The sequence below is a fragment of the Kutzneria viridogrisea DSM 43870 genome (assembly GCF_000525635.1).
Lineage (GTDB): Bacteria > Actinomycetota > Actinomycetes > Mycobacteriales > Pseudonocardiaceae > Kutzneria > Kutzneria viridogrisea.
Genome location: NZ_CP007155.1, coordinates 7,520,447 through 7,546,892 on the forward strand (window position 1 = coordinate 7,520,447; position 26,446 = coordinate 7,546,892).

The following is a 26,446-nucleotide window of genomic DNA, read 5'->3' on the forward strand; positions in this document are numbered from 1 at the left end:
CGCTCACCGCTTGCGCCCCAGCGAGGTCAGCGCACGGCGCAGCACCACCGAGGTCTCGGCGCCCGCGGTGTCGGCCAGCACGGCGTCCACCGCCTGTTCGGCCTGCTTGGCCGGGAAGCCCAGCCCGAGCAGGGCCTCGGTGACCTGCGTGCGCACCAGTTCGGCGTCCGGACCGGCGCTGGCGGGCACGGCCCCGGGCGTGACCAGCGCGCCGACCTTGTCGCGCAGTTCGATGATCAGCCGCTCGGCACCCTTGCGGCCGATGCCCGGCACCTGGGTCAGCATCGCGGTGTTGCCCTCGGCCAGCGCCGCGCGCAACTTGTCCGGTTCCAGCACCGCCAGCGTGGCCAACGCCAGCTTGGGGCCGATGCCGGAGACCGACAGCAGCAGGCCGAACAACTGCCTGGCGTCGGCGTCGGTGAAGCCGAACAGGGTGAGCGAGTCCTCGCGCACCACCAGGGCGGTGGCCAGGCTCGCCTCCTCACCGCGGCGCAGCCCGGCCAGGGTGGTCGGCGTGGCCTGCACGGCGAAGCCGACCCCGCCGACCTCGACCACCGCGTGGTCCAGACCGATCGACAGGACCTGCCCGCGTACCGACGAGATCACCGCGCCACTCCCTTGTTGTTGGCCGCCTGGGCCAGTCGTGCCCTGTGGTTGCGCGCGAGTTCGGCGGCACGCGCCTCGGCCTGCGCCAGCCGGGAGATCAACGGGGCCCGCCACAGGTGGCAGATGCCCAGCGCGAGCGCGTCCGCGGCGTCGGCGGGCCTGGGCGCCTCGCGCAGCCCGAGCAGCTTGGTCACCATCGTGGTGACCTGCGCCTTGTCCGCCTTGCCCGAGCCGGTGACGGCGGCCTTGACCTCGCTGGGCGTGTGGAAGGCCACCGGCAGCCCGCGCCGTGCCGCCAGCAGGGCGACCACCCCGCCGGCCTGCGCGGTGCCCATGGCGGTGCGCACGTTGTGCTGGCTGAACACCCGCTCGATCGCCACCACCTCGGGCTGGTGCAGGTCCAGCCAGGACTCCACCTCGTCGGCCAGCGCCAGCAGCCGGTTCGCCAGGTCGGCGTCCACCGGGGTGCGCGCCACGCCGACCGCGACGCAGCGCACGGTCCGCCCAGTGCCGCCGTCCACCACGCCCAGCCCGCAGCGGGTCAACCCAGGGTCGACGCCCAGCACCCGCACCTGATCCGCCCTTCGCGCCGCCGAACACCCGTTCGAGCAGCGAGGTTACCCGTCGGCGCGATCACTCCACCCACCGACTCGCCGCCCCCACGTTGGCGAGTCCCGCTCTGGGGCCGGCGAGTCCCGGTCGGCGGGCGGCCCGCTCCGGCTCCGTCGCGTGTCGGACGTTCCGGTACCGCGTGTCGGCGCTTCCGGTACGGCGTGTCGGCGCTTCCGGTACACGCCACTCGCGAAGCAGGGTGAGCCGACTCGCGGTCTGTGCCACGTCGAGCGGCACTCGATCCACGTCGAACAAGACGTCAACCAGGTTGGCGAACCGTTGCCGCGCTTGGGTTTCACAGGCGTCGAACCTCGGCATGCCCGTCACGGCCCAGGTCCGCCCGTTGACCGGGCCGCCGCGTGCCGCCGGGTCTGGTCCGACTCGAAGCCGGCGCGCCTAGCAGCCAGCAGGAACTCCCCCTCCGCGCCGCTGCGCCGACCAAGGCGGCGGCTTAGCGTGTCGCGCTTCTCGGCAGCGGCTCACCGGAACGCGCGACACACGGTACGGGAACCGCCGACACGCCGTACGGCTAGCGCCGACACGCCGTACCGGAACGTCCGACACGCGCGGGCAGCGGAGTGTGGCGCCCGCAGAGCGGGACTCGCCAACCCCAGAACGGGACTCGCGCGCCCCAGAGCGGGACTCGCCAGCACCAGAGCGGGACTCGCGGCGGGCGGGTCAGGGACCGTCAACGCCTGGTAGCCAACTCTCCGGGCGGCCGCTCGCGGTGAGCACGGGCTGCCACTGGGCGAACCCGGGCGGGGCGGTGTCCTGCCAGGGCCAGTGGCCACCGTCGGCGGGCACGATCAGCTGCACGGCCGGGAAGTCCCCGGTCGGGTGCAACAGGAACGCGCTGCCGAAGTACTCGGGGTAGAAGCCCTTGGCGACCTTCTCCAGCGTGATCGGCACGCCCTTGAAGAAGCCGTCGTACATCTCGCCGGGCCGGAAGCGCGCGCCCTGCTTGCAGGCGTCCACGTACGCGGTGACCAGCAGGCTGCCCATCTCCAGCGGCAGGCCGATCACCACGGCCTCGGCCACGCCGAAACGCCGCCAGGCGCCGACGGTGAAGCAGTACGGTGCGCCCTGCTCGTCCCCGGCCACCTGGACCACCGCGTTGCCGTGGTCCTCGGCCTGCTTGAGCAGCCACTGCCGCAACGCGCGATCTTGGTCAGTCAGCTTGTTGAGCGCGGAATTCGGCGGCACGGGTGTCATTCTGCCGGGTGAGGCTGTTAACGGAAAGTACAGGATGGGCCCCACGCGGGGCCCATCACCGATCAGGCGTCCAGTTCCTCGAGCACCGCGTCGGACACGTCGACGTTGGCGAAGACGTTCTGCACGTCGTCACAGTCCTCGAGCGCGTCGATCAGGCGGAACACCTTGCGGGCCACCTCGACATCGGCCTCCACGGTCATCGAGGGCACGAAGTTGGCCTCGGCGGACTCGTAGTCGTAACCGGCGTCCTTGAGCGCGGTGCGCACGGCGATCAGGTCGGTGGGCTCGGAGACCACCTCGTAGTTCTCGCCGAGGTCGTTGACCTCCTCGGCGCCCGCGTCCAGCACGGCCATCAGGACGTCGTCCTCGGACAGCTCGTTCTTGGGCAGGATCACCACGCCCTTGCGGTTGAACAGGTACGCCACCGAGCCAGGGTCGGCCATGTTGCCGCCGTTGCGGGTCATCGCGGTGCGCACCTCGGAGGCCGCGCGGTTGCGGTTGTCGGTCAGGCACTCGATGAGCACCGCGACCCCGTTGGGGCCGTAGCCCTCGTACATGATGGTCTGCCAGTCGGCGCCACCGGCTTCCTCACCGGCCCCGCGCTTGCGTGCGCGCTCGATGTTGTCCGCGGGCACGGAGTTCTTCTTGGCCTTCTGGATGGCGTCCCACAGCGTCGGGTTGCCGTCGGGGTCGCCGCCACCGGTGCGGGCCGCGACCTCGATGTTCTTGATCAGCCGGGCGAACAGCTTGCCGCGCTTGGCGTCGATCGCGGCCTTCTTGTGCTTGGTAGTCGCCCACTTGGAGTGGCCGCTCATCAGTCCTCCGTCACTCACAACACTGACCGCTGGGGCCGGACAACACTGCCGTCGGGCAGGTCAGGCCGCGCGAACGGTTTCCACGAACAGGCGGTGCACGCGCTCGTCCCCGGTCAGTTCCGGGTGGAACGAGGTGGCCAGCACGGACCCCTGCCGAACTGCGACAATCCTACCGGCGGCGTCCCCGGAGGCGGGTATGTCCGGCACTCGGGCCAGGACCTCCACCCCATCGGCGACCGATTCCACCCAGGGCGCCCTGATGAACACCGCGTGCACCGGGCCGCCGGGGATACCGGTGACGTCCAGCTCGGACTCGAAGGAGTCCACCTGGCGGCCGAAGGCGTTGCGCCGGACGACCATGTCGATCGCGCCGAGCTGCTGCTGGTCGGCGCGCCCGTCCAGGACCTGTCCGGCCAGCAGGATCATGCCCGCGCAGGACCCGTAGGCGGGCATGCCGTCGGCCAGCCGCTTGCGCAGCGGTTCGAGCAGCTCGAAGGTCTCCAGCAGGCGGCTCATCGTGGTGGACTCGCCACCGGGCAGCACCAGGCCGTCGCACTCGGCCAACTCCTCGGGGCGGCGCACCGGGCGGGCCAGCACGTCGCACGCGGCGAGGGAGACGAGATGTTCACGGACGTCACCCTGCAGGGCGAGCACTCCGACGACGGGCTGGGCGGGCACCCCACCAACCTAGTGGAATGCCCGCCCGAGGTCCCAGACAGGGTGAACTTCTAGTCGCCACTCACCGGGGCCGGCTGGCGCAGGGTGATCTCCGGTGCCTCCGGGCGGCGGGACTTCACCAGCTTCCAGCCGATGAAGATCACCACGGCGATGCCGGGGATCGAGTAGAACGCGATCCGCTCGGCACCGCCCGCGAAGCCCATCATGACCACCACCAGCGCGAGGAAGCCCAGGGTGAGCCAGCCCGTGTACGGGGCGCCCGGCATGCGGTAGCTGGGCCGTTCCAGCTCACCGCGCAGCGCGGCCTTGCGCAGCCGCATCTGGCAGAACACCAGAGTCGCCCAGGTCGCCACCACGCCCAGCGAGGCGATGGCGGTGACGATGTCGAAGGCCTCCTTGGGCACGAAGTAGTTCAGGCCGACCCCGGCCAGGTAGATCACCGAGGTGAACAGGATGCCGCCGTAGGGCACGTGCTGCTTGCTCATCTTGCCCGCGAACTTCGGGGCCTCGCGCTTGTCCGCCAGCGAACGCAGCACGCGGCCGGTGGAGTACAGGCCGGAGTTGCAGGAGGACAGCGCGGCGGTCAGCACGATGGCGTTCATGACGTCGGCGACCCACGGGATGCCCAGCGCGCTGAACACGGTCACGAACGGGCTGGCGTCACTGCTGTAGAGCAGTGAGGGCAGCAGCATGGCCAGCAGCAGCACGGAGCCGACGTAGAAGATGCCGATCCGGTAGATGACCCCGTTGATGGCCTTGGGCAGCACCTTCTCCGGGCTCTTGGTCTCACCTGCGGCGATGCCGACCAGCTCGATGGCCGAGTAGGCGAAGATGACCGCCTGCAACGCGATCAGGGTGACGCCGACCCCGTGCGGGAAGAAGCCGCCGTCGGCGGTCAGGTTGGCCACGCCCGCGGTGTGCCCGCCGATGTTCGCCGAGGTCAGCACCAGGCCGACACCGACGAACAGGAACACGATGATCGCGGTGACCTTGATGACGGAGAACCAGAACTCCAGTTCGCCGAACAGCTTCACCGAGACCAGGTTGATCGTCAGCAGCGCGACCAGCGCGATCAGCGCGGTGACCCACTGCGGCACGTCCGGCAGCCAGCGGTGCACGTAGATGCCCACCGCCGTGATCTCGGCGATGCCGGTCATCGCCCAGTTCAGCCAGTACATCCAGCCCGAGGTGAAGCCCGCCCACGGCCCGATGAACTCACGGGCGTAGGTGACGAAGCTGCCCGAGGTGGGCCGGTAGAGCACCAGTTCACCCAGCGCGCGCATCACGAAGAAGGCCGCCGCGCCGCACAGCGCGTAGGACAGCACCAGCGCGGGGCCTGTGTCGTGCAGTCTGCCGCCGGCTCCGAGGAACAGGCCGACGCCGATGGCGCCGCCGATCGCGATCATCTGCACCTGGCGGTTGCCCAGTGCCTTGGAGTAGCCCTCGGAGTCGACCTCGACCTGGTCGTTCCGCGGGGTACCGGTGGAAGAACCCACGAGCGGTTCCCTTCCGTCCTGTGTGTGACACCGCGAACCGCCCTCGTGGTCCCCGGCGCCGATCCCGAACCCGAGTGAGACCTGGCCCACCCGATGGTTGCGGGACGTTAGTCACTGGACGATGGGAGAGCTCCCATACTTAGGCAAGGCTTGATGTGACTCGCGACACACGTCATGCCACTCCCAGCAACCGAAAACCGGCAGTCACACCCGCCGCGAGCAGCACAGTTACCACGAATGGCAGCTTGCGCCAGGCCGCGACGCCACCCACCGTGACGCCTGCCGCGAGAGCCCAGCCACCGAAGCCCCCGTGCGGCACGAGCGCGTTCACCGCGACCAGCGCGAGCAGCAGGGCGGTGGCCGCCATGCCCATCAGCGTGCGCACCCGCTCGGACAGGTGCAGCCGCTCGCGCAGCAGCGGCCCGGCGAACCGGATGCCGAACGTCCCCAGGGCCAGGGCCAGCACCACCTCGACGGTCATCGGGCCACCGCCGCGGGGACGCGCCCGGCCAGCACCAGCCCACCCAGCGCCAGCAGGATCGGCACGCCCGGCGGCAGGAACGGGCTGGTGGCCACGGCGATGGCCGCACCAGCCATGGCCACGCGCAGGGTGGTCGGCTCGCGCAGCGCGGGCAGCACCAGCGCGAGCATGGCGGCGGGGAACGCGGCGTCGATGCCGAACCGGCCGGGGTCGCCGATGGCCTGGCCGACCAGCGCCCCGGCAAGGCAGCCGGCGTTCCAGGTCAGGAACAGGGCGGCGCCGCAGGTCCAGAAGGCGGCGCGGGCCCTGGCGGGTTCGCGCTGGGCCAGCGCGAAGGCCACCGACTCGTCGACCATCAGGTGGCTGCCGAGCACGCGGGTGGCCAGCCGGGTGCCGAGCAGGTCGCCGATGGCCAGGCCGAAGGGCAGGTGGCGGGCGTTGAGCACGAGTCCGGCCAGTACCGCGGCGAGCGGGCTGCCGCCACCGGCCACGATGCCGACCACCATGAACTGCGAGCCGCCCGCGAAGACCAGTACGGACATGGCGCAGACCAGCCAGACCGGGGTCCCCGAGGAGACCGCGATGGCGCCGAAGGAGGCGCCGGTGACCACGGCCGTGAGGGCGATGGGCGAGACATCGCGCAGGACGCTACGGTCTACTGTTCGCCAGATCGAACGGAACACAGCTCATACTGAACAGGCCGCCCGATGTTCGTCAAGGCGAACGTCCCGACTGATGGAACGAACGATGGAGTCAGAGCGCGCCACCGCGCCACTGGACGTGATCGCCGCCTCGATCCGACGCGAGCGGGACCGGGTGGGACTGTCCCTGACCGAACTGGCCCGGCAGGCCGGGATCGCCAAGTCCACGCTGTCCCAGCTGGAGTCCGGCACCGGCAATCCCAGCGTGGAGACGCTGTGGGCGCTCGGGGTCGCGCTCGGCGTGCCGTTCAGCAGGCTGGTCGACCCGCCCCGGCCCGCCGTGCGGGTGGTGCGCTCGGGCGAGTGGCCCGCCGTGCGCTCCGAGCAGGCCCACTTCACCGGCGCCCTGCTCGCCTCCTGCCCGCCCGGAGCCCGGCGGGACATCTACGTCATCACGCTCGAACCCGGGTCCCCGCGCAAGGCCGAGGCGCACATCCCCGGCACCGTGGAGCACCTGGTCGTGTCCACCGGCCGGGTCCGCACCGGCCCCGTCGGCGAGCAGGTGGACCTCGGTCCCGGCGACTACATCCGGTTCCCCGGCGACGTGCCGCACAGCTACCAGGCCCTGGCCGCCGACACCATCGCCGTGCTCGTGATGGAACACGTCTAGGTGACTTCGCATGCAGATCGCATGCGGTTGAGGTAGCGTCCAGACATGGCCGAGCCGCTGCGCACAAGTGCCTCCGAGACCTCACTGCCCCTCACCTCGCCCACCGTGACCCGGAACGTCCAGATCAGGGACGTTCCCGCCGAGGTGGTCGACGAGCTCCAGGCCCGTGCGGCGGCGGCGGGCCTGTCGCTGACCTCCTACCTGCGCAACCACTTGGTGGCGATGGTCAGCAAGCCGACGATGGCTCAGCTCTTCGCCCGGTCGCAGGACCGCGACTGGGGTGTCGACCGTGAGACGATCGTCCGCGGGGTGCGTGCGGCCAGGGACGAAACCGAGTGATGCTCGACGCGGTCGTGGACACCTCGGCGCTCATCGCGCTGTTCACGGGGAACGAGCAGGACAGGGCGCTGGTCAACCGCATGCTCGCCGCCACGGCGGCGGCTCCCGAACTGCTCGACGCCGAGGTGCTGAGCGTGCTGCGCCGCATGGTGCGGCACGGGGACCTGACCCGGGGCCAGGCCCGCGTCACACTGACCACGATCCAGGCCAGCCCGATAACCCGGATTCCGCACGCCAACCTCGTGGACCGGGCGTGGCAGCTCCAGGACTCGATCACTGCCTACGACGCGCTGTACGTGGCACTGGCCGAACTCCTGGACGTCCCGCTCATCACCTGCGACGCGAAGCTGGCCGGGTCCAACGGGCACCAGGCGAAGGTCGAGCTGTACTCGGCTTCCTGAAGGTGCCCTTCGAGACGGTGGACGCCGTGAAGGGCACCTTCAGGACATGCTGGACGCGGGGCCGCAGGTCATGAAGGTGCCCCTTGAGACACCTGACGTCTCGAAAGGCACCTTCATGACACGGGGAGGGCGGGTCACCAGCCTCGGGTGGCCAGCTTCTGCCCCTCGGACAGGTCGCCGATGTTGATGCCCACCATGGCCTCGCCCAGACCGCGCGAGACCTTGGCGATCACGTCGGGGTCGTCGTGGAAGGTGGTGGCCTTGACGATGGCCTCGGCGCGCTTGGCCGGGTCGCCGGACTTGAAGATGCCCGAGCCGACGAACACGCCCTCGGCGCCCAGCTGCATCATCATCGCGGCGTCGGCGGGGGTGGCGATGCCGCCCGCGGTGAACAGCACGACGGGCAGCTTGCCGGTGGCGGCGATCTCCTTGACCAGCTCGTACGGGGCGCGCAGCTCCTTGGCGGCGGCGTAGAGCTCGGCCTCGTCCAGCACGGTGAGCCTGCGGATGTCGCTGAGGATCTGCCGCATGTGCCGGGTGGCCTCGACCACGTTGCCGGTGCCCGCCTCACCCTTGGAGCGGATCATCGCGGCACCCTCGGCGATGCGGCGCAGCGCCTCACCCAGGTTGGTGGCACCGCAGACGAACGGCGCGGTGAAGGCCCACTTGTCGATGTGGTTGGCCTCGTCGGCGGGGGTGAGCACCTCGGACTCGTCGATGTAGTCCACGCCGAGGGACTGCAACACCTGCGCCTCGACGAAGTGGCCGATGCGGGCCTTGGCCATCACCGGGATGGACACCGCGGAGACGATGCCGTCGATCATGTCGGGGTCGCTCATCCTGGCGACGCCGCCCTGGGCGCGGATGTCGGCGGGCACCCGCTCCAGGGCCATCACGGCGACCGCACCGGCGTCCTCGGCGATCTTGGCCTGCTCCGGGGTGACCACGTCCATGATCACGCCGCCCTTGAGCATCTCGGCCATGCCGCGCTTGACGCGTGCGGTTCCGGTGGCGGGGGTGTTCTCGGAGGTCACGGTCGCGCCTTTCCACAGGTCTACAGGGGTTCGCCGCCGACTGTACGTCCGACGTGGCACCTCAGACGCGGCCAATCTGCCCCGATTTCAGAAGGCCACTTCCGCCGCGGGTACGCCCATCGGTGCCGACCCGGCCCGCGGGGTTGTCCAGGTACCGCATCGGGTGTGAGATCGAACACATCGAGGTGTATCGCAGGACAACACCGTCCTAGCAGGAGGTGACCCGATGGGGTCCAAGCACACCGACAACACACATCCCGGCGGCGCGGTCGCTGTGGGCGACCCGGCCAAGGTGCGCAACGTCGTGCTGGTCGGACCGTCCGGATCGGGCAAGACCACGCTGACCGAGGCCCTGCTGGCCGCCTGCGGGGCGGTACCGAGGGCGGGCACGGTCACCGAGGGCACCACCGTGTGCGACCACGACCCGGCCGCGGTCCGCCAGCAGCGCTCGGTGGGCCTGGCCGTGGCCCCCGTGCTGCACCAGGAGGTGAAGATCAACTTCATTGACACGCCTGGGTACGCCGACTTCGTCGGTGAGCTGCGCGCCGGTCTGCGCGCGGCGGACGCGGCGCTGTTCGTGGTCAGCGCCGCGGAGGGCGTGGATGCGATGACCACCGCGGTGTGGGAGGAGTGCGCCGCGGTCGGCATGCCCAGGGCCGTGGTGATCGCGCGGCTGGACCACCACCGCGCCGACTTCGACGCGGAGCTGGCGGCCTGCCAGCAGGCGTTCGGCGGCGGGGTGCTGCCGCTGTACCTGCCCGTGCCCGGCGCCGAGGGCACCCGGCTGGTCGGCCTGATCACCCAGCGGGTCTTCGACTACGCGGGCGGCTACCCGCCCGCGGTGCTGGAGCCGGACGGGCAGCTGACCGAGCTGCTCTCCGGCCACCGCGACGCGCTGATCGAGGGCGTCATCGCGGAGAGCGAGGACGAGACGCTGATGGAGCGCTACCTCGGCGGCGAGCAGATCGACCAGGAGGTGCTGATCGCCGACCTGGAGACGGCGGTGGCCCGCGGCTCGTTCCACCCGGTGATCCCCGTGTGCTCGGCGACCGGGCTCGGGCTGGCCGAGGTGCTGGACGGGATCGTGCGGGCCTTCCCCTCCCCGCTGGAGCACCCGCTGCCCACCGTGACCGACCCGGTGGGCGGGCGCACCCTGCAGATCAGCACCGACCCGGACGGTCCGCTGGCCGCCGAGGTGGTACGCACCGCGATCGACCCCTACGTGGGCCGGGTCTCGCTGGTGCGCGTGTTCTCCGGGACGCTGCGCCCCGAGCGGTCCGTGCACGTCTCCGGGCACGGCATGTCCGACCGGGGGCACGCCGACCACGACGAGGACGAGCGCGTGGCGCACGTCTACTCCCCGCTGGGCTCGACCCTGCGCGAGGTGACGCACTGCGTCGCGGGCGACCTGTGCGCGCTGACCAAGCTGAACACCGCGGAGACCGGGGACACGGTGTCCGCGCCGGAGCAGCCGCTGCTGATGGCGCCGTGGGTGATGCCAGAGCCGTTGCTGCCGGTGGCCGTGGTGGCGCGCACCCGCAGCGACGAGGACACCTTGGCGCGCAACCTGTCCCGGCTGGTGGCCGGGGACCCGACCCTGCGCATGGACCGCAACGCCGAGACCCACCAGCTGGTCCTGTGGTGCATGGGCGAGGCGCACGCCGACGTGGTGCTGGCCCGCCTGCGGGCGGGCGGGGCCGATGTGGACACCGAGGACGTGCGGGTGGCGCTGCGGGAGACGTTCAGCAAGCCCGCCAGGGGACACGGGCGGCACGTCAAGCAGTCCGGCGGGCACGGGCAGTACGCGGTGTGCGACCTCGAGGTGGAGCCGCTGCCGCGCGGATCGGGCTTCGAGTTCGTGGACCGCGTGGTCGGCGGGGCCGTGCCGCACCAGTTCATCCCCAGCGTGGAGAAGGGCGTGCGGGCGCAGCTGGCCAAGGGCCTGCACGGTGATCACCCGGTGGTCGACGTGCGGGTGACCCTCGTGGACGGCAAGGCGCACAGCGTGGACTCCTCGGACGCGGCGTTCCAGACCGCGGGCGCCCTGGCGCTGAAGGAGGCCGCGGCGACCGGCCGGATCTCCCTGCTGGAGCCGATGGACGAGGTGGCGATCCGGCTGCCCGACGAGCACCTGGGCTCGGTGCTCGGCGACCTGTCCAGCAAGCGGGCGAGGGTGCTGGGCACCGAGGTGGACGTGGTGCCGGGGCGGACCCTGGTGCGGGCCGAGGTGCCCGCGACCGAGCTGCTGCGCTACGCGATCGAGCTGCGCTCGCTGACCTCGGGCACCGCCACGTTCACCCGCCACTTCGTGCGCTACGACCCGTTGCCGGACTCGCTGGCGGCCAAGGTCTGAGGGTCAGTTCCGGCTCAGCGGGCGGTCGTGGCCGATGCGCCGCCTGCTGAGCAGGAGCACGCCCGCCGCGGCCAGCACGATGCCGATCATGTTGACCACCAGCTGGGCCAGTGACCCCAGACAGCGGTCCCACTCCCCCACCACGGCCGCGACCACGGCGTAGCCCGCGGCGGGCACCGTGGTCACCGACACGAACACGCCCACCAGCGCCGCGGACTTGGCCGAGGTCATCGCGAGCATGCCCGCCGCACCGGCCAGCAGCGCCACGATCAGCGAGTACGGCCCGACCTGGTACACGAAGTCCACCTGGTGGGCGGAGAGCACGGTGCCTCGGTCGAACAGGCCCGCGGCGCCCTCCAGCACGGTGGCGCCCGCGGTGACCAGCATGGCCAGCGGGAAGCCGATCGCGAGCGCCAGGCCCGCCCTGCGCAGCAGGTCGCCGCGGCGGCGCACCAGGCCGACCGCGAGCGCGGCCAGCGGGCCGAACTCCGGACCGACGATCATGGCGCCGACGATGGTGACCGGCGAGTTGGTGACCACGCCGACCGCGGCCAGCAGGCAGGCCAGGGTGAGGAAGGACTGGAAGGTGAGGCTGGGCTTGGCCTCCTCACCGGTCTTGGCGAGCAGTTCCTCCCACACCACGGCGTCGGCGGGATCGCCCGGTGCCGCCTCCTCGGCGCGGTCGGCGGCATCGGAGAGCACCGTGTCCACGGCCTCCAGGGTGATGCCGCCCAGGTGGTCCAGGTCCAGCTCGCACAGCGCGGCCAGCACCTCGTCGGCGGCCTCGCGGGTCACCAGCGCCTCGACCACGTCCCCGGCCGGTTCCAGCGCGGCCCCGGCCAGCAGCACCACGTGGGTCACGCCGACCTGGTCGCGCAACAAGCTCAGTGCGGCGGCGGACTGTTCGGCGGGCACGAGTACACGGAGGTGGAACACGGCGTGACCCTAGTAGCCGAGGTGGTCCGGCTCCACGATCTCGAAGTAGCTCGGGCGCGGCGCCGTGCCCGCCAGCCGCAGCCAGCGCACCATCGGGCGCACGCGCAGGGCCAGCGTGTCCCGCACCGCGTCGTTGTGCACCCGCCTGGCCAGCACCACGCGGTGCTCGGCGTCCTCCAGCTCGGCGGCGACCTCGGGCGGCAGCGCGGTGCGGTCCAGCCCGGCGAGCAGCCCACCGAGCTCGTTCTCGGCGGCCTCCCGCTCACCCCGTGGAGCCGACTCCGCGGCGTCCGCGGCGGCCCGCAGCCGGGGGTCGGCCAGCCGGGCCACCACCGCCCGCCTGGCCAGCGCCGAGTCCAGCGCCGCCCAGGCTGCGTCGGTGCGGATGTGCAGGCGGTCCAGCCGGTTCGCGGTGCGCACCGCCCAGAGGCCGACGGCCAGCACCAGGGCCAATGCCACCCACAGCGCGTCGACGGTCACGCCCCAACTCTACGGATCAGCGGGCCCGGCATCGGCGCGCCCGCGCTGCTCGAGGTGGCGCGAACCTGCGAGTGATCCTCAGTTGTCGGCGGACTCGTGGTCCAGGTCGTACTCCAGGTAGGTGCCGATCAGGTTGAGCAGGTGGTCGGTGTCCACCGGCTTGGTGACGTAGTCGTTCGCGCCGGAGGCGAGGCTCTTCTCGCGGTCGCCCTTCATGGCCTTGGCGGTCACCGCGATCACCGGCAGGTCGGCGTGCGCCGACATGTCGCGGATCGCGGCGACCGTGGCGTTGCCGTCCAGTTCGGGCATCATGATGTCCATCAGTACCAGGGCGATGTCCTCGTACTGCTCCAGCGCGCGGATGCCGGACACCCCGTTGTCGGCGAAGACCACGTGCAGCCCGTGCAGCTCCAGCACGGTGCTCAGGGCGAACACGTTGCGCAGGTCGTCGTCCACGATGAGCACCTTCTCGCCGTGGAAGCGCGGGGCCGTCAGCTCCTCGCGGGCGATCGGCGCCGCCAGCACCCGCTCGGCGGCCAGCTCCAGCTCCACCACCTCGGGCAGGTCCGGGGCCGCGGCCAGCAGGTCGGCCTCCGGGGACATCGGCAGGCACAGCACGAACGCGCTGCCCTGGCCGGGTGTGCTGCGCACCTGGAGCTCCCCGCCGAGCAGGTGGGTCAGCTCGCGGCTGATCGACAGGCCCAGCCCGGTGCCGCCGTACTTGCGGCTGGTGGTGCCGTCGGCCTGCTGGAACGCCTCGAAGATCACGCCCAGCTTGTCGGCGGGAATGCCGATCCCGGTGTCCTCCACGCAGAAGGCGATCCGGGTCGGGGCGGTGCGCAGGGTGGCGCGGCGCACCTCGGACTCGGCCGCCAGCCGGATCGTCAGCCGGATGCTGCCCTCCTGGGTGAACTTCACCGCGTTGGACAACAGGTTGCGCAGGATCTGCTGCAACCGCTGCACATCGGTGTGCAGGGTCTCCGGCACCTCGGGCGCCACCTCGACGGCGAACTCCAGGCCCTTCTCCGCCGTCAGCGGGCTGCACAGGGCCTCCACGTAGCCGACCAGGTCGGCCACCGGCATGGTGGTCTGCTCCAGTTGCAGGTGGCCGGCCTCCACCTTGGCCAGGTCCAGGATGTCGTTGATCAGCTGGAGCAGGTCGCTGCCCGCGGCGTGGATGGTGGTGGCGAACTCCACCTGGCGCTCGGTGAGGTTGCGTTCCAGGTTGTCCGCCAGCAGCTTGGCCAGGATCAGCAGGCTGTTGAGCGGGGTGCGCAGCTCGTGCGACATGTTCGCCATGAACTCCGACTTGTACCGCGAGGCCAGCGAGAGCTGCTGCGCGCGGTCCTCCAGCTCCTGGCGGCCCTTCTCGATCTCGGAGTTCTTCTGCTCGATGTCGCTGTTCTGGCTCGCCAGCAGCGCGGCCTTCTCCGCCAGCTCGGTGTTGGACCGCTGGAGTTCCTGTTGCTGTGCCTGCAACTGCTCGGAGCGGGCCCGCAGTTCCTGTGCCAGGCGCTGGGACTCGGCCAGCAGCGCGTCGGTGCGCGAGTTGGCCAGGATGGTGTTGACGGTGACCCCGATGGTCTCCTTCAACTGCTCCAACAGGTCCCGGTGCACCTCGGTGAAGGCGGTGACCGAGGCCAGCTCGATCACGCCGAGCACCCTGCCCTCGAACAGCACCGGCAGCACGATCACGTCGGCGGGCGGGGAGGAGCCCAGCCCGGAGGAGATCCGGATGTAGTCCGGCGGGGCGGCGGCCATGCGGATCGTCTTCTTCTCCACCGCCGCCTGGCCCACCAGCGAGTCCCCGAAGGCGAAGCGCAGCAGCGGGCCGTCCGCGCGGTGCACCCCGTAGCTGGCGGCCAGGTCCAGCCAGGTGCCGTCGGCGAGGAAGAACAGACCCTGCTGGGCGGACACCTGCGGGGCCAGCTCGCTCATGATCAGTGCGGCCAGCTCGCCAAGGTCGCGCTGGCCCTGCATCAGCCCGGACAGCCGGGCCAGGTTGGTCTTGAGCCAGTCCTGGTCCCGGTTGGCCCTGGTGGTCTCCTTCAGGTTGCCGATCATCCGGTTGATGTTGTCCTTCAGATCGGCCATCTCCCCCTTGGCCTGCACGGTGATCTGCCGGGTCAGGTCGCCCGCGGTCACCGCCGTGGCCACCGCCGCGATCGCCCGCACCTGGGTGGTGAGATTGCCCGCCAGCTCGTTGACGCTCTCCGTCAACCGCTTCCAGGTGCCCGACACGCCGACGACCTCGGCCTGACCGCCCAGCTGTCCCTCGGTACCCACCTCGCGGGCCACCCGGGTCACCTCGTCGGCGAAGCCGGAGAGCTGGTCCACCATGGTGTTCACGGTGTTCTTCAGCTCCAGGATCTCCCCGCGCGCGTCCACGTCGATCTTCTTGGACAGGTCGCCCCGGGCCACCGCCGTGGTCACCTGCGCGATGTTGCGGACCTGGCTGGTCAGGTTGTCCGCCATGAAGTTGACGTTCTCGGTCAGGTCCTTCCAGGTGCCCGCCACACCGGGAACCCTTGCCTGGCCGCCCAACATGCCCTCGGTGCCCACCTCGCGGGCCACCCGCGTCACCTCGTCACCGAAGGCGCGCAGGGTGTCCACCATGCCGTTGATCGTGGCGGCCAGCGCGGCCACCTCGCCCGCCGCCTCGACCACGATCTTCTTCGACAGGTCCCCGTCGGCCACCGCCGAGGCCACCTTGGCGATGCTGCGCACCTGTCCGGTCAGGTTGTGCGCCATGACGTTGACGTTGTCCGTCAGGTCCTTCCAGGTGCCCGCCACACCGCGAACCGTTGCCTGGCCGCCGAGTTTGCCCTCGGTGCCCACCTCGCGCGCCACCCGCGTCACCTCGTCGGCGAACGCGGAGAGCTGGTCCACCATGGTGTTGATGGTGTTCTTCAGCTCCAGCATCTCGCCGGACACCTCGACGGTGATCTTGCGGCTGAGGTCCCCGTCGGCCACCGCACGGGTCACCGTGGCGATGTCGCGCACCTGCGCGGTCAGGTTGCCCGCCATCAGGTTCACGTTGTCGGTCAGGTCCCGCCAGATGCCCGCCACCCCGGGAACCACCGCCTGGCCGCCCAGCTTGCCCTCGGTGCCCACCTCGCGGGCCACCCGGGTCACCTGCTCGGCGAAGACCGAGAGTTGCTCGAGCAGGCCGTTGACCGTGGAGCGCAGCTGCGTGAACTCCCCCGGCAGCGGCTGGCCCGCGCGCTCGGGCGCCATGCGCTGGGACAGGTCGCCCTCGGCGACGGCCGCCAGCACGCGGCTGAGCTCCGAGGTCGGGAACAGCAGGTTCTCGGCCAGGGCGTTCACCGACTCGCGGGCCATCGCCCAGCCACCGGTCAGCGAGCCGGTCTCCAGCCGCTGCCCGCGGCCGGCGCCCAGCTCGGCCAGGTCGCCGACCAGGTCCTGGTTGCGCTGCACGATCTCGTTCACCACGGACGCGATCTGCGCCGCGGTGCCGTCACCGACCGGGGTCAGCCTGCGCCGGAAGTTGCCGTCCCGGACCTCACGCAGAACTGACAACAGCCGTTCCAGGAACGCGTCGTCAGACGAGGACGCCGCCGATTGCCTGATCTGCGCTGACAACGAGGTGGTGTCCACGCGGACCTCCCTTGGATCGCCACTCGGTGACCGATAGCCTGCCACGCAACCAGCGCTAGTCTTGAACGGGACCAGCGACGACCAAGCCAGTAGGAAGCCTGGAGGTGGCACGGTGGTCGACCGGCAAGCCACGCCCAGGATCCCAGCTCCGGCAAGGACGGTGCACTCCGGGCCGGTGCACGGCGACGTGCCCTGGGCAAGGCAACTGGTGCACCGGGCCGTCGGCGACGAGGTCTGGCAGTCGCTGCTGGACTCATCCGATCGAGCGATCTTCGTGCAGGACTCGGACGGTGTGGTGCGAGTCGTCAGCAGCGCCGCGGCCGACGTGTGCCCCGCGCTGGTGCCCGGCGTGCACCTGCGCGAGGTCGAGGGCTTCGCGGCGGAGCAGGACGATCCGGTCGAACTGACCTACGCCGGGGTGGGCTGGCGGTGGACCCCCTGTGCCGCGGGGCCGGGGCACACCGCCTGGCACGGGGCCGAGATCGACGAGGCGGAGCCGTGGTGCGACAACTGCGGGCGGTCCCGGTTCCTGGCCAACACCAGCCGCCTGCTGGCCAGTTCCCTGCACCGCGGCCACACCCTGCGCTCCATCGTGCAACTGGCGGTACCCACGCTGGCGGACTGCTGCGTGGTGGTGCTGCCCGCGCGGCGCGGGCGGGTGGAGTGGACCCGGTTCACCCGCAGCGGGGACGCCGAGCACGGCCGGGTCGGCCTGCACGCGCTGCGGGCGGTCACCGGCCTGGCCGAGGTCTTCTCCGGTGAGTCCGACCGGGGGCGGCGGGCCGAGCTGGTGCCCGAGGCGAGGGCGGACTGGCTGCTACCCCAGGGGTTCGGCGCGCCGGGCGGGATCTTCGCGCTGCCGCTGCGGCACGAGGACCTCACCGACGGGGCGCTGGTCCTGGTCAACTCCGGCGAACGGGGCGAGATCGACAACGCCACGGCGGAGATGGTGCGCGACTACGGGGCCCGCTCGGCCGTGGCACTGCACTCCGCGGACGCCTACAGCGCGCAGGCCGAGGCCACCGCGGTGCTGGAGGCCAGCCTGCTGCCCGCCGAACTGCCCGAGGTGCCCGGCACGGCGTGGTCGGCGGCCTACCGGCCCGCCCAGCGCGGGCTGCGGGTGGGCGGGGACTTCTACGACGTGTACCCGGACGAGGATGGCGGCGCGCTGTTCCTGCTCGGCGACGTGTGCGGCAACGGCGTGGAGGCGGCGGCGCTGGCCGGCCGGATCCGACAGAGCCTACAGGCGCTGCGGCTGGTGGAGGCCCAGCCCGCGCGGCTGCTGCACCTGCTGAACCGGGCGATCCTGAGCACCGGGGACAACCGGTTCGCCACCCTGGTGCTGGGTGCGCTGCGCCGGGGTCCCGACGGTGGCCTGCGGCTCACCCTGGCCTCCGGCGGGCACCCGTGCCCGGTGCTGGTCCGCGCGGACGGCCAGGTCGAGGAGGTGGCGGTGCCCGGCACGCTGGTGGGCGTGCTGCCGGACCCGCACTTCGGCGAGACCGAGGTGGTGCTCGCGCCGGGCGAGGTGTGCCTGCTCTACAGCGACGGGGTCACCGAGGCGCGCGGCGGCTCGGACGGGGTGGAGCAGTTCGGGCTGTCCCGGCTGTGCGAGGCCCTGTCCGGTGGGGCGGGGCTGAACGCCGCCGAGCTGACCTGGCAGGTGGAGCAGGAGCTGGACCGCTGGCTGGGCGGTCGGGACCACGACGACGTGGCGCTGCTGGCCGTGCAGGCCCTGCTGTCATGAGCCGGCGGCGGCCCTGGCCTCGTACGCGCTCAGGGTCAGCCGCAGCGCGGCCAGCACGAGCAGGTTGAACACCAGGTCGGGCAGGGCGTTGAACTGCGACTCGGCGAACAGGAAGACCTGACCGATCAGCAGGGACACCAGCATGGCGAGGTGGAAGGTGCGCAGGGCGGCCAAGCGCTTGCGGCCGATCAGCTGCACCACGCCCGCGACGCTCAGCGCGCCCACCGCCAGCCCGGTCAGCGCGGTGGCCCAGTCGACGAAGTTGCTGCTCGTGCTCACGCCGGGGTCCTGCTCGACCACCGACACCACCACGTCGGCGATCAGCGCGATGGCCTGCAACACGAACACGGCGATCACCAGCCACTGCGCGACCCTGGTCAGCAGCAGGCGTTGGGTGGTGCGCAGCAGCCAGCGCCCGGCACGGGTGACCCGGCCCTCCGGCACGGCCCGCTCGCGGGACAGCAGTTCCACCACGGCCGTGACCTCGGAGTCCTGCTCACACCCGGCCAGCAGCTCCAGCGCGTGCCTGCGGTGCACGGTGTCCAGCCTGCCCAGCGAGGCGTCGGCCAGCGCGGTGTAGGCGTAGCCAAGGCAGACCTCGGGCTGGGGCTGGCGCGGTGGCGGGGCCAGCCGCACGGCCAGGAACGCGATCACGAAGATCACGTACATGAGCGCGATGGCCGGCTGGAAGAAGTAGTTGTTGTCGCTGGTCAGGAACTTGCCCAGCTCGTCGATGAACAGCCCGAAGCCGATGCCGCCCAGCAGGCTGGCCAGCCGTTCCGCGGCGCTGCCGAAGGTCAGCAGCACCAGCAGCATGGCCACCAGCATGAGGATGCCGCCGAACAGCACGTGCGCCACGTGCAGCCCGCTGTCCCCACCGATCTTGGGGTACCCGGTCGCGGCCAGGTAGCCCCTGGTGACCAGCACGGTGACCACCGCGGAGATCAGGAACAGCTCGGCCCTCGCCCGCCCCGCCGGGTCGCGCCCCACCGGCAAACCCACCCGTACCTCCTCAGCCCTGCAGCGGGTGCTGCCGGAAGAACGCCCACATCAGCTCGTTGGCCTCGAACGCGGGCTGCGGGCCGCGCGGCCCGGTCCAGCCCGGGGTGCCCGGCCAGGCGTGCCTGCCGCCCGCGATCGTGTAGAGCTCCACGTCGCCGCCATTAGAGCAGTCCCCGAAGGTGGTCCGGGTCACCAGGGGCACGACCTGGTCCACCCTGGGCAACTGCCCGCAGCGGTCGACCCTGGCCCACTGCCCGATCACCTCGGGCACCGACAGCTTCCAGCGGGCGCCGCGTCCCCCGTTGTACGGGTTGACCTCGTCGGCCGTGCCGTGGAAGGAGATCACCGGCTCGGCCCGCAGCGGCTGGCAGCCGTCCGGGAAGCGCAGACCGGCCACCGGGGCGATCGCCGCGATCCGGTCGGAGAGCACGCAGCCCAGCTGGGAGGTCATCCGCCCGCCGCCGGAGAAGCCGGTGACGTACACCCGGCGGCGGTCCAGGCACAGCACGTGGTTCATCGCGGTGATCGCGTCCTCGAGGAAGGCCACGTCGTCCGGCGCGTCCTCGGGGACCGGCCGCCCGTCCAGCAGGGACACCCCGGGGATGTTCCACACGTAGCCGCCCCGGTACTTGCCCCGGTTGGCGAGCAGCCCACCCTGCGGGGCGAGCACCGCGAACCCGTTGCGGTCGGCGGTCTGCATGATGCCCGTGCGGTCCAACTGCTGTTGCGGGGTGCTGCCGCTGCCGTGCAGGTCCAGCACCAGCGGGATGCGGGTGGCGGGCTTGAAGTTGCGGGGCAGGTAGAGCAGGGAGTTGCGCAGCAGCCCGCCCGAGGCGATCTGCTGCTCGGACAGGCCCGGGTGCAGGTTCGTGCGAGCGCACGGGGCACCGGAGCGGTCGCTCACCAGCGGTGAGGCGGCCGAGGAGGAGGACGTCTGGGCCAGCGCGACGGCGAGCACCACCGCGGCGGCCGTCAGCGCCTTGAGCCGGAACACCCGTTCAGGGTGCCGAACCCACCGGCACCGGCACGCCCCACCCCCGCACAATCACCCACACGGGGGTAGGTGCGCGCGGGACTCACGCTCCGGAGAGCGGGACTCGCGCGCCCCAGAGCGGGACTCGCGGGTTTGTCGGCGAGTCCCGCTCTGGGGTAACCGAGTCCCGGTCTGGGGTAACCGAGTCCCGGTCTGGGGTAACCGAGTCCCGGTCTGGGGTAGCCGAGTCCCGGTCAGCGCAGGGCGCTGGAGATGTTCGCGGCCCACTGCCAGGGCGCGGCGGTGCCGCCGGGCCGTGAATTGAAGTACTCCCAGCCCGCGATGCCGCCAAAGCCCGGGTACTTCGCCTTCAGGCTGCCGATGGTCTTCTTCAGCGTGGTCATGTCCACGTACCCGGAACAACTGCCCGGGTCGGTCACCGTGCCGCCGACGACCTTGCTCGCGGGCACCACACCGCGCTTCACCACGGCGTCATATCCAGAAGTGCTGCTCAACGATCCCCAGCCGCAGTAGAACTGCGCGTTGAACCAGGAAATCTTCGAGCCCCTGTCCTGGTAGAGCCTGTCGTAGCTGAAACCGGAGAGGTTGCCGCCGCCGGACAACGCGGAGGCCACCGGCGACAACGCGATGAGGAATCCGGAACCGAAGTCGGTGCGCAACTGGTCGACCAGGCGTTCCATGCCCGCGAGTGACATGTTCTCCTCGACGTCCAGGTCGACACCGTTGAGGTGGTACCTGTTGATCAGGTTCTTCAGCAGCGGGTAGTAGGTGCCGAAGTCCTTGTCCAGGCGCTGGAAGCTGCCCTGCGCGGCCCCGCCGACCATGGCAAGCACGTGCACACCCCTGGCCTGCATGGCGGCCAGGTCTTTCCACATCTGCGTGAACTTGGCCGATTCCGGCGGGTCGTCGTTGAGGTGCACGACGCTGTTGGCGTTCAGGTGGACAGCGGCCACCTCGATGTCGGTGACCCCGGTTTTGTTATCGGTCAACGCCTTGGGGGAAACGTAATGACCACCGTTGTACTGCGTCTGGTAGTAGACGACAACGCGTGACGAACTCGCGGCCTGCGCGGGTACCGCGAAAGCCACCGGCAACAACAAAGCGAGCACCACCGCGATTCGCCTCATTGCCGGAGCGTAGGAATGCGCCGCACACCGGGTCAAGGATTCTGGCTTGTTTTGTCCGGCCTGGAGCGGTTGCGCAGGACCGCGAACACCACGTAGCCCAGCACCAGTACGCCCACCAGGAGCAGCACCACCAGCAGCGGGTTGTCCGGCCCCGGGTCCACCGGGGACGCGGCGGTGACCTGCTTGGCCACCAGCGGTGCGGCCGCGGTCGTCGGGGTGGCGCTGACCCGCGAGTCCGGGTCCTGGTCCACGAGCTGGCCCACCGGCTGCGCCGCGGACTGGGCCAGCGCGAGGCCGTAGTCCATCAGCGACTTGGACTGGGTGTACATGGCGGTGACCGGGCTCATCGTGCCGCGCATGCCGACCAGCACGATCCGGCTGCTCCCGCGCTGGGCCGCGTTGATGTAGGTGTGCAGCGCGTCGTCGGTGTAGCCGGTCTTGCCGCCGAGGTCGCCCTCGTAGTTGTAGAGCAGCGGGTTGTCGTTGGCGACCACGAACGCGGGCTTGTCGCCCCAGCCGGGAAACTGGATCTGCTCGGTGCGCACCGCGTCGGCGAATCGCTTGTCCTGCATGGCGATCCGGTACAGCAGGGCCAGGTCGTAGGCCGAGGAGCTCATGCCGGGGCCGTCCAGCCCGGACGGGCTCGCGGTGCGCGTGTCCAGCGCGCCGGAACTGTGGGCCAGCGCGTTCATCTTGGCCACGGCCTGGTCCATGCCGCCCAACTGCACGGCGAAGCTGTGCGCGGCGTCGTTGCCGGAGTGCATCAGCAGGGCGTGCAGGACCTGGTCGTTGGTGTACTTGCCGTCCGGGCCGATGCCGACCCTGGTGCCGTCCTGGTTGGCGTCGTCCCAGGTGCCGGTGACCTGTGTGTCCATCTTCAGCTCGCGCAGGACCACGGTGGCCAGCAGGATCTTGATCAGCGAGGCGGGCCGCTGCCTGGCATGCGGGTCGCGGGCGGCGAGCACCCGGCCGGAGTCCAGGTCGGCCAGGACCCAGGACTCGAACTGGTTCGCCGGGGGCTGCGGGGCGCCGACGGGCAGCACCAGGCCGCACTCACCCAGGCGCGGGCCGCCCACCGGGTCGGCGGGCACCGGCAGCGGCGCGGGCGGCTGCTGGCCGGGGGCCGGTTTCTCGGAGGCGTCCACGGCGGCGGGCGGCGCGGTCCGGTTCTGGCACGCCTGTGCCGGGGCCTGCGTCTGCGTGGCGGTCGGCGCGGCGGCGGCCACCGCGGGGATGGCCAGCGACAGGGCACAGAGCAGGGCGACGAGAAGTCGGGGCACGTCCGGCAGGGTAGCGGCAGCGAGGTGGCCGCGATGTCAACTCGGCAGAGGTCGGTAGCCGCAGTCGTAGCCGAAGGCGGGCGGCCCCACCAGCGCCAACCCCTCCGGGGAGGTCCAGCGCGGGTCGCAGGGCAGGCCCAGCACGGTCACCCGGAAGCCGTACCGCAGGGCCTCGGTGGTGACCGGTTCGCCGGTTTCGGTGTCGACCACGCAGATCAGGTCGGGGGTGGTGGCCACGACCCGGTCCGCCAGCCGCGCCACCAGGTGCTCGTTCTGGAAGGACAGCACCAGCGTGCCGTCCGGCCCGTGCACCACCGCCTCGCCGCGCGCGAACCCGCCGGTGGTCGCCCGGGACACGTCGACCACCTTGCCCGCGGCCAGCACCGCGCCGCCGAGCAGGTCGGTGACCGCGCGCACCGGGTCGGCGTGCCCGGCGCGGGCCAGCCGGATCGTCGCACCGGCCCGCTGGGCCAGGGTCAGCGTGCCGAGCACCAGGGTGTCGCGCGCCTGGGCGGCGGTCAGCACGGTGTCGGCGGTGTAGACCGAGCAGCCCGCCTCACCGCAGATGGCCCGCGCGATGCGCTCCGCCCAGTGGTTGGACACCGCGTCGATGACCGCGGTGTTGCCCTTGTCGTCGGCCACGGTCATCGGCGTGGTGCTGATCCCGGACAGCGTGGGCAGCACCATCTGGGCCTCGGGGAAGGCGCGGCCCATGGCGTCGGCGTCCAGCAGCGGCAGCCCGGTCTCGGCCGCGGCGGCCACCGGCACCATGGAGTTGCCGCCGCCGATCTCGATCGCGACCAGGTGGGTGGCCGCCCGGCCGAGCACCCGCTCCAGTGCCCGCAGCGCGGCGTGCACCTCCTTGCCGCTGGGCAGTTTCTCCACGCCGACGGTCGGCGCGCCGAGCATGGACACCGGCACGACGAGCGCGTCGGGCGGCAGTTCCTCCACGGTCACCACGCGCACCGGCCCGTGCCGGGTGATGGCGGCCCTGGCCAACAGCGTGCCGATGTACGGGTCCCCGCCGCCGCCCGAGCCCAGCAGGGCGGCGCCGCGGGCCAGGTCGTCCAGGTCGGGCAGGTCCAGTTCACGCACGGCGCAACTCCCCCACGGCCTTGACCTTGATCCGGGTCGCCCCGCCGGGCAGGTAGGCCAGCGGGACCTCCTCCACCTCGACCACCCGCACCGTGCCCGGTTTGGCGCCCGCCGCCTCGGCGCGGGCCACGGCCTCGGACCTGGCCTCGTCCAGCACGGCCGTGCGGCGCCCGTCCGGCACCTGGAAGACCCGGTCCACCTCCCCGCCCACCTCGGCGATCGCCGCGCCCAGGGCGTTGGCCACCGCGTGGTGGGCGGGCCGGCGCAGGTCGGGCAGCCCGGGCAGTGCGTCGGGCACCAGCACGCTGCCGCCGCCGACGACAACCACCGGCAGCGGGTCCGCGGAGATGCGCATGCGGTCAACGGACTCGGCCAGCCGTAAGGAGATCCGCTCCAGCGCAGCGTCCACAAAGGACTGTTCGAGGTGGGCGACCAGTGAGCGGTCACCGATGTCCGCGCGGCCCGCGGCCACGGCGAGGTCGGTGGCGGTGAGCGTGTCCCCGCCGAACACCAGCGCGCGCTCGGTCAACTGGTAGCCCACGCTGTCCGGGCCGACCTCCGTGCCGCGCACCAGGCTGCCGCCGCCGATGCCGATCGGCAGCACGTCGGGCATCCGGAAGTTGGTGCGCACCCCGCCAATGTCGGCCGCGGTGGCGGCCTCTCGCGGGAAACCGGCCGCCAGCACACCGATGTCGGCCGTGGTGCCGCCCACGTCGATCACCGCGCAGTCGGCCAGCCCGGACAGGTAGGCCGCGCCGCGCATGGAGTTGGTCGGGCCGGAGGCGAAGGTCAGCACCGGAAAGGCCCGAGCATGGCTCACGTCCATCAGCGTGCCGTCGTTCTGGCTGAGCAGCAGTGGGGCCTGGATGCCGCACCCGGCGATCGCCGCGCCGAACGCGGTCACGATGTGCTCGGCCAGGTCCACCAGCGCCGCGTTGAGGATCGTGGCGTTCTCCCGCTCCAGCAGGCCGATCCGGCCGATCGAGTGCGAACAGCTCACGCGCAGCCCCGGCACCTCCTCGGTGAGGATGCGCGCGGCCTGGAGTTCCTGCTCGGCGGTCACCGGGGAGAACACCGAGGACAGGGCCACCGAGGTGATGCCGGCGGCGGCGATCTCCGCGGCGATGCGCTTGAGCTCCTCGGGGCGCAGCGCGGACAACTCCGTGCCGTCGTACTCGTTGCCGCCGTGCGCCAGGTACCACCGGCCGCCGACCGCCTCGCGCAGCCGGTCCGGCCAGTCGGTGAAGGGCGGCAGTGCCGCCGTGGCGGGCAGCCCGAGCCGGACCGCGGCGGTGGGCGTGAGCCTGCGCGCCTCCACCACGGCGTTGGTGAAGTGCGTGGTGCCGATCATCACCGCGCTGATCCCGCCCCGCGCCTGCCCGGCGACCGCGGCGATGGCGGCGGCCACCCCGGTGGTGACGTCGGCGGTGGTCGGGGTCTTCACCGAGGCGAGCACGGTGTCCACATCGGACACCAGCACCGCGTCGGTGTTGGTGCCGCCGACGTCGATGCCGATCCTCATCGGGTCACCGCTGTCCGCTCACCTGTGCCGCCGGCCAGCTTGAGCGCACCGGCCAGCCAGTAGCCGAGCAGCCCCACCAGCAGCGAGTTCAGCGAGGGTATGCCGAACTCCGCCTGCGAGCTCCACCAGCCGACAGCGGCGGCCACCGCCCACACCAGCACGGCCGCGGGCACCCAGCCCGGCTCGGTCTCGGGCATGCGCCCCGCCTCCCTGCCCGCGTCCAGGTGCGGCCGCCAGCGGCGCACCAGGTAGTACTCGGCGACGGTGATTCCCGCGATCGGCGGCAGGCAAACCCCCAGCAGGGTGAGGAAGTCCACGAAGTGGCTGAGGATGCCCAGCGCGGACAGCACGGTGCCCAGCGCGCCGATCACGATGGTGGTGGGCACCCGGCCCACCTTCAGCCCGAACAGGGTGGACAGCGCGTTGACGAAGCCCAGCGAGGCGCTGTAGAGGTTCCAGTCGTTGATCTTCACGGTGGCCGAGACCACGATCAGCACGCCCAGCACCCCCGTGGTGGCGGCGAAGATGTCCACCACGCTGGTCTGCTTGATCGCGTAGGCGAGCAGCACGCCGATCAGCCCCATCAGGAACTCGCCCACGGTGATGGACAGCACCGACTGCTTGACCACGTCGGCGGGCTTGCGGTTGAACCGGGTCATGTCCGGGGCGACCACGGCGCCGACGATGTAGGACCCGGCCACGATCGTGGCGCCGCTGGCCACGGTCAGCGGCTCGCCGAAGGGCTGGCTGGCCGCGAGCGCGCCGAGGTCGTGGCCGGACAGCACGCTGACCACCGAGTAGCCCGCGAGCAGCAGGAAGGCGGGCACGGTCAGGTAGGCGACCCAGCCCATCCAGCGGAAGCCGTACATCACCAGCACGGTGATCCCGATGCCGGTGACCAGCGACCAGCCCCAGACCGGCATCGTGCCCAGCAGCCGCTCCAGGCCCTCGGCGAAGATCTGGTTCTGCACGCCGAACCAGCCGATCGAGCTGATCGCGATGACCACGGCGATCAACGCCGAGCCGTAGCGGCCGAAGCCGGTCCAGCGGGCCAGCACCGAGGTGGACAGGCCCTCGCGGCAGCCCGCGATGCCGACCAGGATCGCCACGATCTCCAGTACCGCCGAGCCCAGCGCGAAGGCGAGGATCGCGTCGGGGAACGCGAGCCCCGCTCCCAACGCGGCGCCGGTGAGGAACTGGGTCAGGTCGGAGAGCTGACCAACCCACTGCACCGCGACCAGCCACCAGCGGTAACGGGCCTGCCGGGGCACGCGTTGCAGCGCGTAGTCCTCGCCGCCGACCATGCA

24 protein-coding genes are annotated in these 26,446 nt (G+C 71.5%); 5 read left to right on the forward strand and 19 right to left on the reverse strand.

Annotation, left to right across the window (positions count from 1 at the left end; all coding sequences use genetic code 11):
* Window positions 1–3: 3 nt before the first annotated feature.
* From ruvA to KALB_RS32510, 8 genes are all read right to left on the reverse strand, one after another.
* Window positions 4–606 (reverse strand): Holliday junction branch migration protein RuvA, encoded by a 603-nt coding sequence (gene ruvA, locus KALB_RS32475; protein WP_025359844.1) that lies wholly within the window; start codon window positions 604–606, stop codon window positions 4–6.
* Complete coding sequence (ruvC, locus tag KALB_RS32480) at window positions 603–1,178, reverse strand: crossover junction endodeoxyribonuclease RuvC (protein WP_025359845.1); 576 nt, start codon at window positions 1,176–1,178, stop codon at window positions 603–605. Before ruvC ends, ruvA begins: the two co-directional genes overlap by 4 nt.
* A 718-nt stretch (window positions 1,179–1,896) precedes the next feature.
* Window positions 1,897–2,430, reverse strand: coding sequence for a DUF4262 domain-containing protein (locus KALB_RS32485; protein ID WP_025359846.1), 534 nt, complete (start codon window positions 2,428–2,430; stop codon window positions 1,897–1,899).
* Between the two features lie 62 nt (window positions 2,431–2,492).
* Entirely contained in the window at window positions 2,493–3,245 is a 753-nt protein-coding gene (locus KALB_RS32490) for a YebC/PmpR family DNA-binding transcriptional regulator (protein ID WP_025359847.1), read from the reverse strand.
* Between the two features lie 60 nt (window positions 3,246–3,305).
* Window positions 3,306–3,923 (reverse strand): pyridoxal 5'-phosphate synthase glutaminase subunit PdxT, encoded by a 618-nt coding sequence (pdxT, locus tag KALB_RS32495; RefSeq protein WP_025359848.1) that lies wholly within the window; start codon window positions 3,921–3,923, stop codon window positions 3,306–3,308.
* A 50-nt stretch (window positions 3,924–3,973) separates the two neighbouring features.
* On the reverse strand, window positions 3,974–5,329 hold the full coding sequence (locus KALB_RS32500; RefSeq protein ID WP_081790004.1) for an amino acid permease: 1,356 nt from the start codon (window positions 5,327–5,329) through the stop codon (window positions 3,974–3,976).
* A 262-nt stretch (window positions 5,330–5,591) separates the two neighbouring features.
* On the reverse strand, window positions 5,592–5,900 hold the full coding sequence (locus KALB_RS32505) for an AzlD domain-containing protein (protein WP_025359850.1): 309 nt from the start codon (window positions 5,898–5,900) through the stop codon (window positions 5,592–5,594).
* A complete protein-coding gene (locus KALB_RS32510) occupies window positions 5,897–6,583 on the reverse strand; it encodes an AzlC family ABC transporter permease (protein ID WP_042221031.1) in 687 nt (228 codons plus the stop codon). Before KALB_RS32510 ends, KALB_RS32505 begins: the two co-directional genes overlap by 4 nt.
* 64 nt (window positions 6,584–6,647) lie before the next feature.
* Between KALB_RS32510 and KALB_RS32515 the strand changes: the two genes are divergently transcribed.
* The 3 genes from KALB_RS32515 to KALB_RS32525 are packed head-to-tail and all read left to right on the forward strand — an operon-like array spanning window position 6,648 to window position 7,951.
* On the forward strand, window positions 6,648–7,211 hold the full coding sequence (locus KALB_RS32515; RefSeq protein ID WP_025359852.1) for a helix-turn-helix domain-containing protein: 564 nt from the start codon (window positions 6,648–6,650) through the stop codon (window positions 7,209–7,211).
* Between the two features lie 45 nt (window positions 7,212–7,256).
* Window positions 7,257–7,550: a hypothetical protein gene (locus KALB_RS32520; RefSeq protein ID WP_051913124.1), complete on the forward strand. Its 294-nt coding sequence runs from the start codon at window positions 7,257–7,259 to the stop codon at window positions 7,548–7,550.
* Entirely contained in the window at window positions 7,550–7,951 is a 402-nt protein-coding gene (locus KALB_RS32525; protein WP_030109449.1) for a type II toxin-antitoxin system VapC family toxin, read from the forward strand. Before KALB_RS32520 ends, KALB_RS32525 begins: the two co-directional genes overlap by 1 nt.
* A 134-nt stretch (window positions 7,952–8,085) precedes the next feature.
* On the opposite strand, the gene pdxS is transcribed toward KALB_RS32525, so the two are convergent.
* The gene (gene pdxS, locus KALB_RS32530) at window positions 8,086–8,985 is read right to left on the reverse strand and encodes a pyridoxal 5'-phosphate synthase lyase subunit PdxS (RefSeq protein ID WP_025359855.1); all 900 of its coding nucleotides are present in this window, start codon (window positions 8,983–8,985) and stop codon (window positions 8,086–8,088) included.
* Window positions 8,986–9,211: 226 nt separating this feature from the next.
* Between pdxS and KALB_RS32535 the strand changes: the two genes are divergently transcribed.
* Window positions 9,212–11,338 carry an elongation factor G-like protein EF-G2 gene (locus KALB_RS32535; RefSeq protein WP_025359856.1) on the forward strand — a complete coding sequence of 709 codons (2,127 nt, stop codon included), beginning with the start codon at window positions 9,212–9,214 and terminating at the stop codon, window positions 11,336–11,338.
* 3 nt (window positions 11,339–11,341) lie between these two features.
* Here KALB_RS32535 and KALB_RS32540 read toward each other — a convergent pair whose 3' ends face one another.
* The 3 genes from KALB_RS32540 to KALB_RS32550 all read right to left on the reverse strand — a co-directional run bounded on the left by KALB_RS32540 (window position 11,342) and on the right by KALB_RS32550 (window position 16,372).
* Window positions 11,342–12,274, reverse strand: coding sequence for a DUF389 domain-containing protein (locus KALB_RS32540; RefSeq protein WP_025359857.1), 933 nt, complete (start codon window positions 12,272–12,274; stop codon window positions 11,342–11,344).
* Window positions 12,275–12,283: 9 nt separating this feature from the next.
* The gene (locus KALB_RS32545; protein WP_025359858.1) at window positions 12,284–12,754 is read right to left on the reverse strand and encodes a LemA family protein; all 471 of its coding nucleotides are present in this window, start codon (window positions 12,752–12,754) and stop codon (window positions 12,284–12,286) included.
* A 78-nt stretch (window positions 12,755–12,832) separates the two neighbouring features.
* Window positions 12,833–16,372 (reverse strand): HAMP domain-containing protein, encoded by a 3,540-nt coding sequence (locus tag KALB_RS32550; protein ID WP_025359859.1) that lies wholly within the window; start codon window positions 16,370–16,372, stop codon window positions 12,833–12,835.
* A gap of 112 nt (window positions 16,373–16,484) precedes the next feature.
* Here KALB_RS32550 and KALB_RS32555 point away from each other — a divergent pair, with 112 nt between their 5' ends.
* Window positions 16,485–18,119, forward strand: a complete 1,635-nt coding sequence (locus tag KALB_RS32555; RefSeq protein ID WP_148309746.1) for a PP2C family protein-serine/threonine phosphatase — start codon at window positions 16,485–16,487, stop codon at window positions 18,117–18,119.
* Here the strand turns inward: KALB_RS32555 and KALB_RS32560 are convergent.
* From KALB_RS32560 to KALB_RS32590, 7 genes are all read right to left on the reverse strand, one after another.
* Window positions 18,114–19,121, reverse strand: a complete 1,008-nt coding sequence (locus KALB_RS32560; RefSeq protein ID WP_025359861.1) for a hypothetical protein — start codon at window positions 19,119–19,121, stop codon at window positions 18,114–18,116. The two genes, KALB_RS32555 and KALB_RS32560, sit on opposite strands and share 6 nt — an antisense overlap.
* A gap of 10 nt (window positions 19,122–19,131) precedes the next feature.
* The gene (locus KALB_RS44480; RefSeq protein WP_025359862.1) at window positions 19,132–20,115 is read right to left on the reverse strand and encodes a CE1 family esterase; all 984 of its coding nucleotides are present in this window, start codon (window positions 20,113–20,115) and stop codon (window positions 19,132–19,134) included.
* Between the two features lie 233 nt (window positions 20,116–20,348).
* Window positions 20,349–21,242, reverse strand: a complete 894-nt coding sequence (locus KALB_RS32570; RefSeq protein WP_025359863.1) for a glycoside hydrolase family 18 protein — start codon at window positions 21,240–21,242, stop codon at window positions 20,349–20,351.
* A 32-nt stretch (window positions 21,243–21,274) separates the two neighbouring features.
* Window positions 21,275–22,522, reverse strand: a complete 1,248-nt coding sequence (locus KALB_RS32575) for a D-alanyl-D-alanine carboxypeptidase family protein (RefSeq protein ID WP_025359864.1) — start codon at window positions 22,520–22,522, stop codon at window positions 21,275–21,277.
* 36 nt (window positions 22,523–22,558) lie between these two features.
* Entirely contained in the window at window positions 22,559–23,617 is a 1,059-nt protein-coding gene (locus KALB_RS32580) for an S-methyl thiohydantoin desulfurase family protein (protein WP_025359865.1), read from the reverse strand.
* Window positions 23,610–25,139, reverse strand: a complete 1,530-nt coding sequence (locus tag KALB_RS32585; RefSeq protein ID WP_025359866.1) for a hydantoinase/oxoprolinase N-terminal domain-containing protein — start codon at window positions 25,137–25,139, stop codon at window positions 23,610–23,612. The genes KALB_RS32580 and KALB_RS32585 overlap by 8 nt, the downstream gene beginning before the upstream one ends.
* Window positions 25,136–26,443, reverse strand: coding sequence for a purine-cytosine permease family protein (locus KALB_RS32590; protein WP_025359867.1), 1,308 nt, complete (start codon window positions 26,441–26,443; stop codon window positions 25,136–25,138). The genes KALB_RS32585 and KALB_RS32590 overlap by 4 nt, the downstream gene beginning before the upstream one ends.
* Window positions 26,444–26,446 lie beyond the last annotated feature (3 nt).

Coding starts and splice junctions, on each gene's coding strand:
- KALB_RS32535 (WP_025359856.1), top strand. CDS start 9,212: ATGGGGTCCAAGCACACCGACAACACACATCCCGGCGGCGCGGTCGCT.
- KALB_RS32590 (WP_025359867.1), bottom strand. CDS start 26,443: ATGGTCGGCGGCGAGGACTACGCGCTGCAACGCGTGCCCCGGCAGGCC.
- KALB_RS32490 (WP_025359847.1), bottom strand. CDS start 3,245: ATGAGCGGCCACTCCAAGTGGGCGACTACCAAGCACAAGAAGGCCGCG.
- KALB_RS32515 (WP_025359852.1), top strand. CDS start 6,648: ATGGAGTCAGAGCGCGCCACCGCGCCACTGGACGTGATCGCCGCCTCG.
- KALB_RS32500 (WP_081790004.1), bottom strand. CDS start 5,329: ATGATCGCGATCGGCGGCGCCATCGGCGTCGGCCTGTTCCTCGGAGCC.
- KALB_RS32485 (WP_025359846.1), bottom strand. CDS start 2,430: ATGACACCCGTGCCGCCGAATTCCGCGCTCAACAAGCTGACTGACCAA.
- KALB_RS32585 (WP_025359866.1), bottom strand. CDS start 25,139: ATGAGGATCGGCATCGACGTCGGCGGCACCAACACCGACGCGGTGCTG.
- KALB_RS32520 (WP_051913124.1), top strand. CDS start 7,257: ATGGCCGAGCCGCTGCGCACAAGTGCCTCCGAGACCTCACTGCCCCTC.
- KALB_RS32505 (WP_025359850.1), bottom strand. CDS start 5,900: ATGACCGTCGAGGTGGTGCTGGCCCTGGCCCTGGGGACGTTCGGCATC.
- KALB_RS32525 (WP_030109449.1), top strand. CDS start 7,550: ATGCTCGACGCGGTCGTGGACACCTCGGCGCTCATCGCGCTGTTCACG.
- KALB_RS32570 (WP_025359863.1), bottom strand. CDS start 21,242: ATGAGGCGAATCGCGGTGGTGCTCGCTTTGTTGTTGCCGGTGGCTTTC.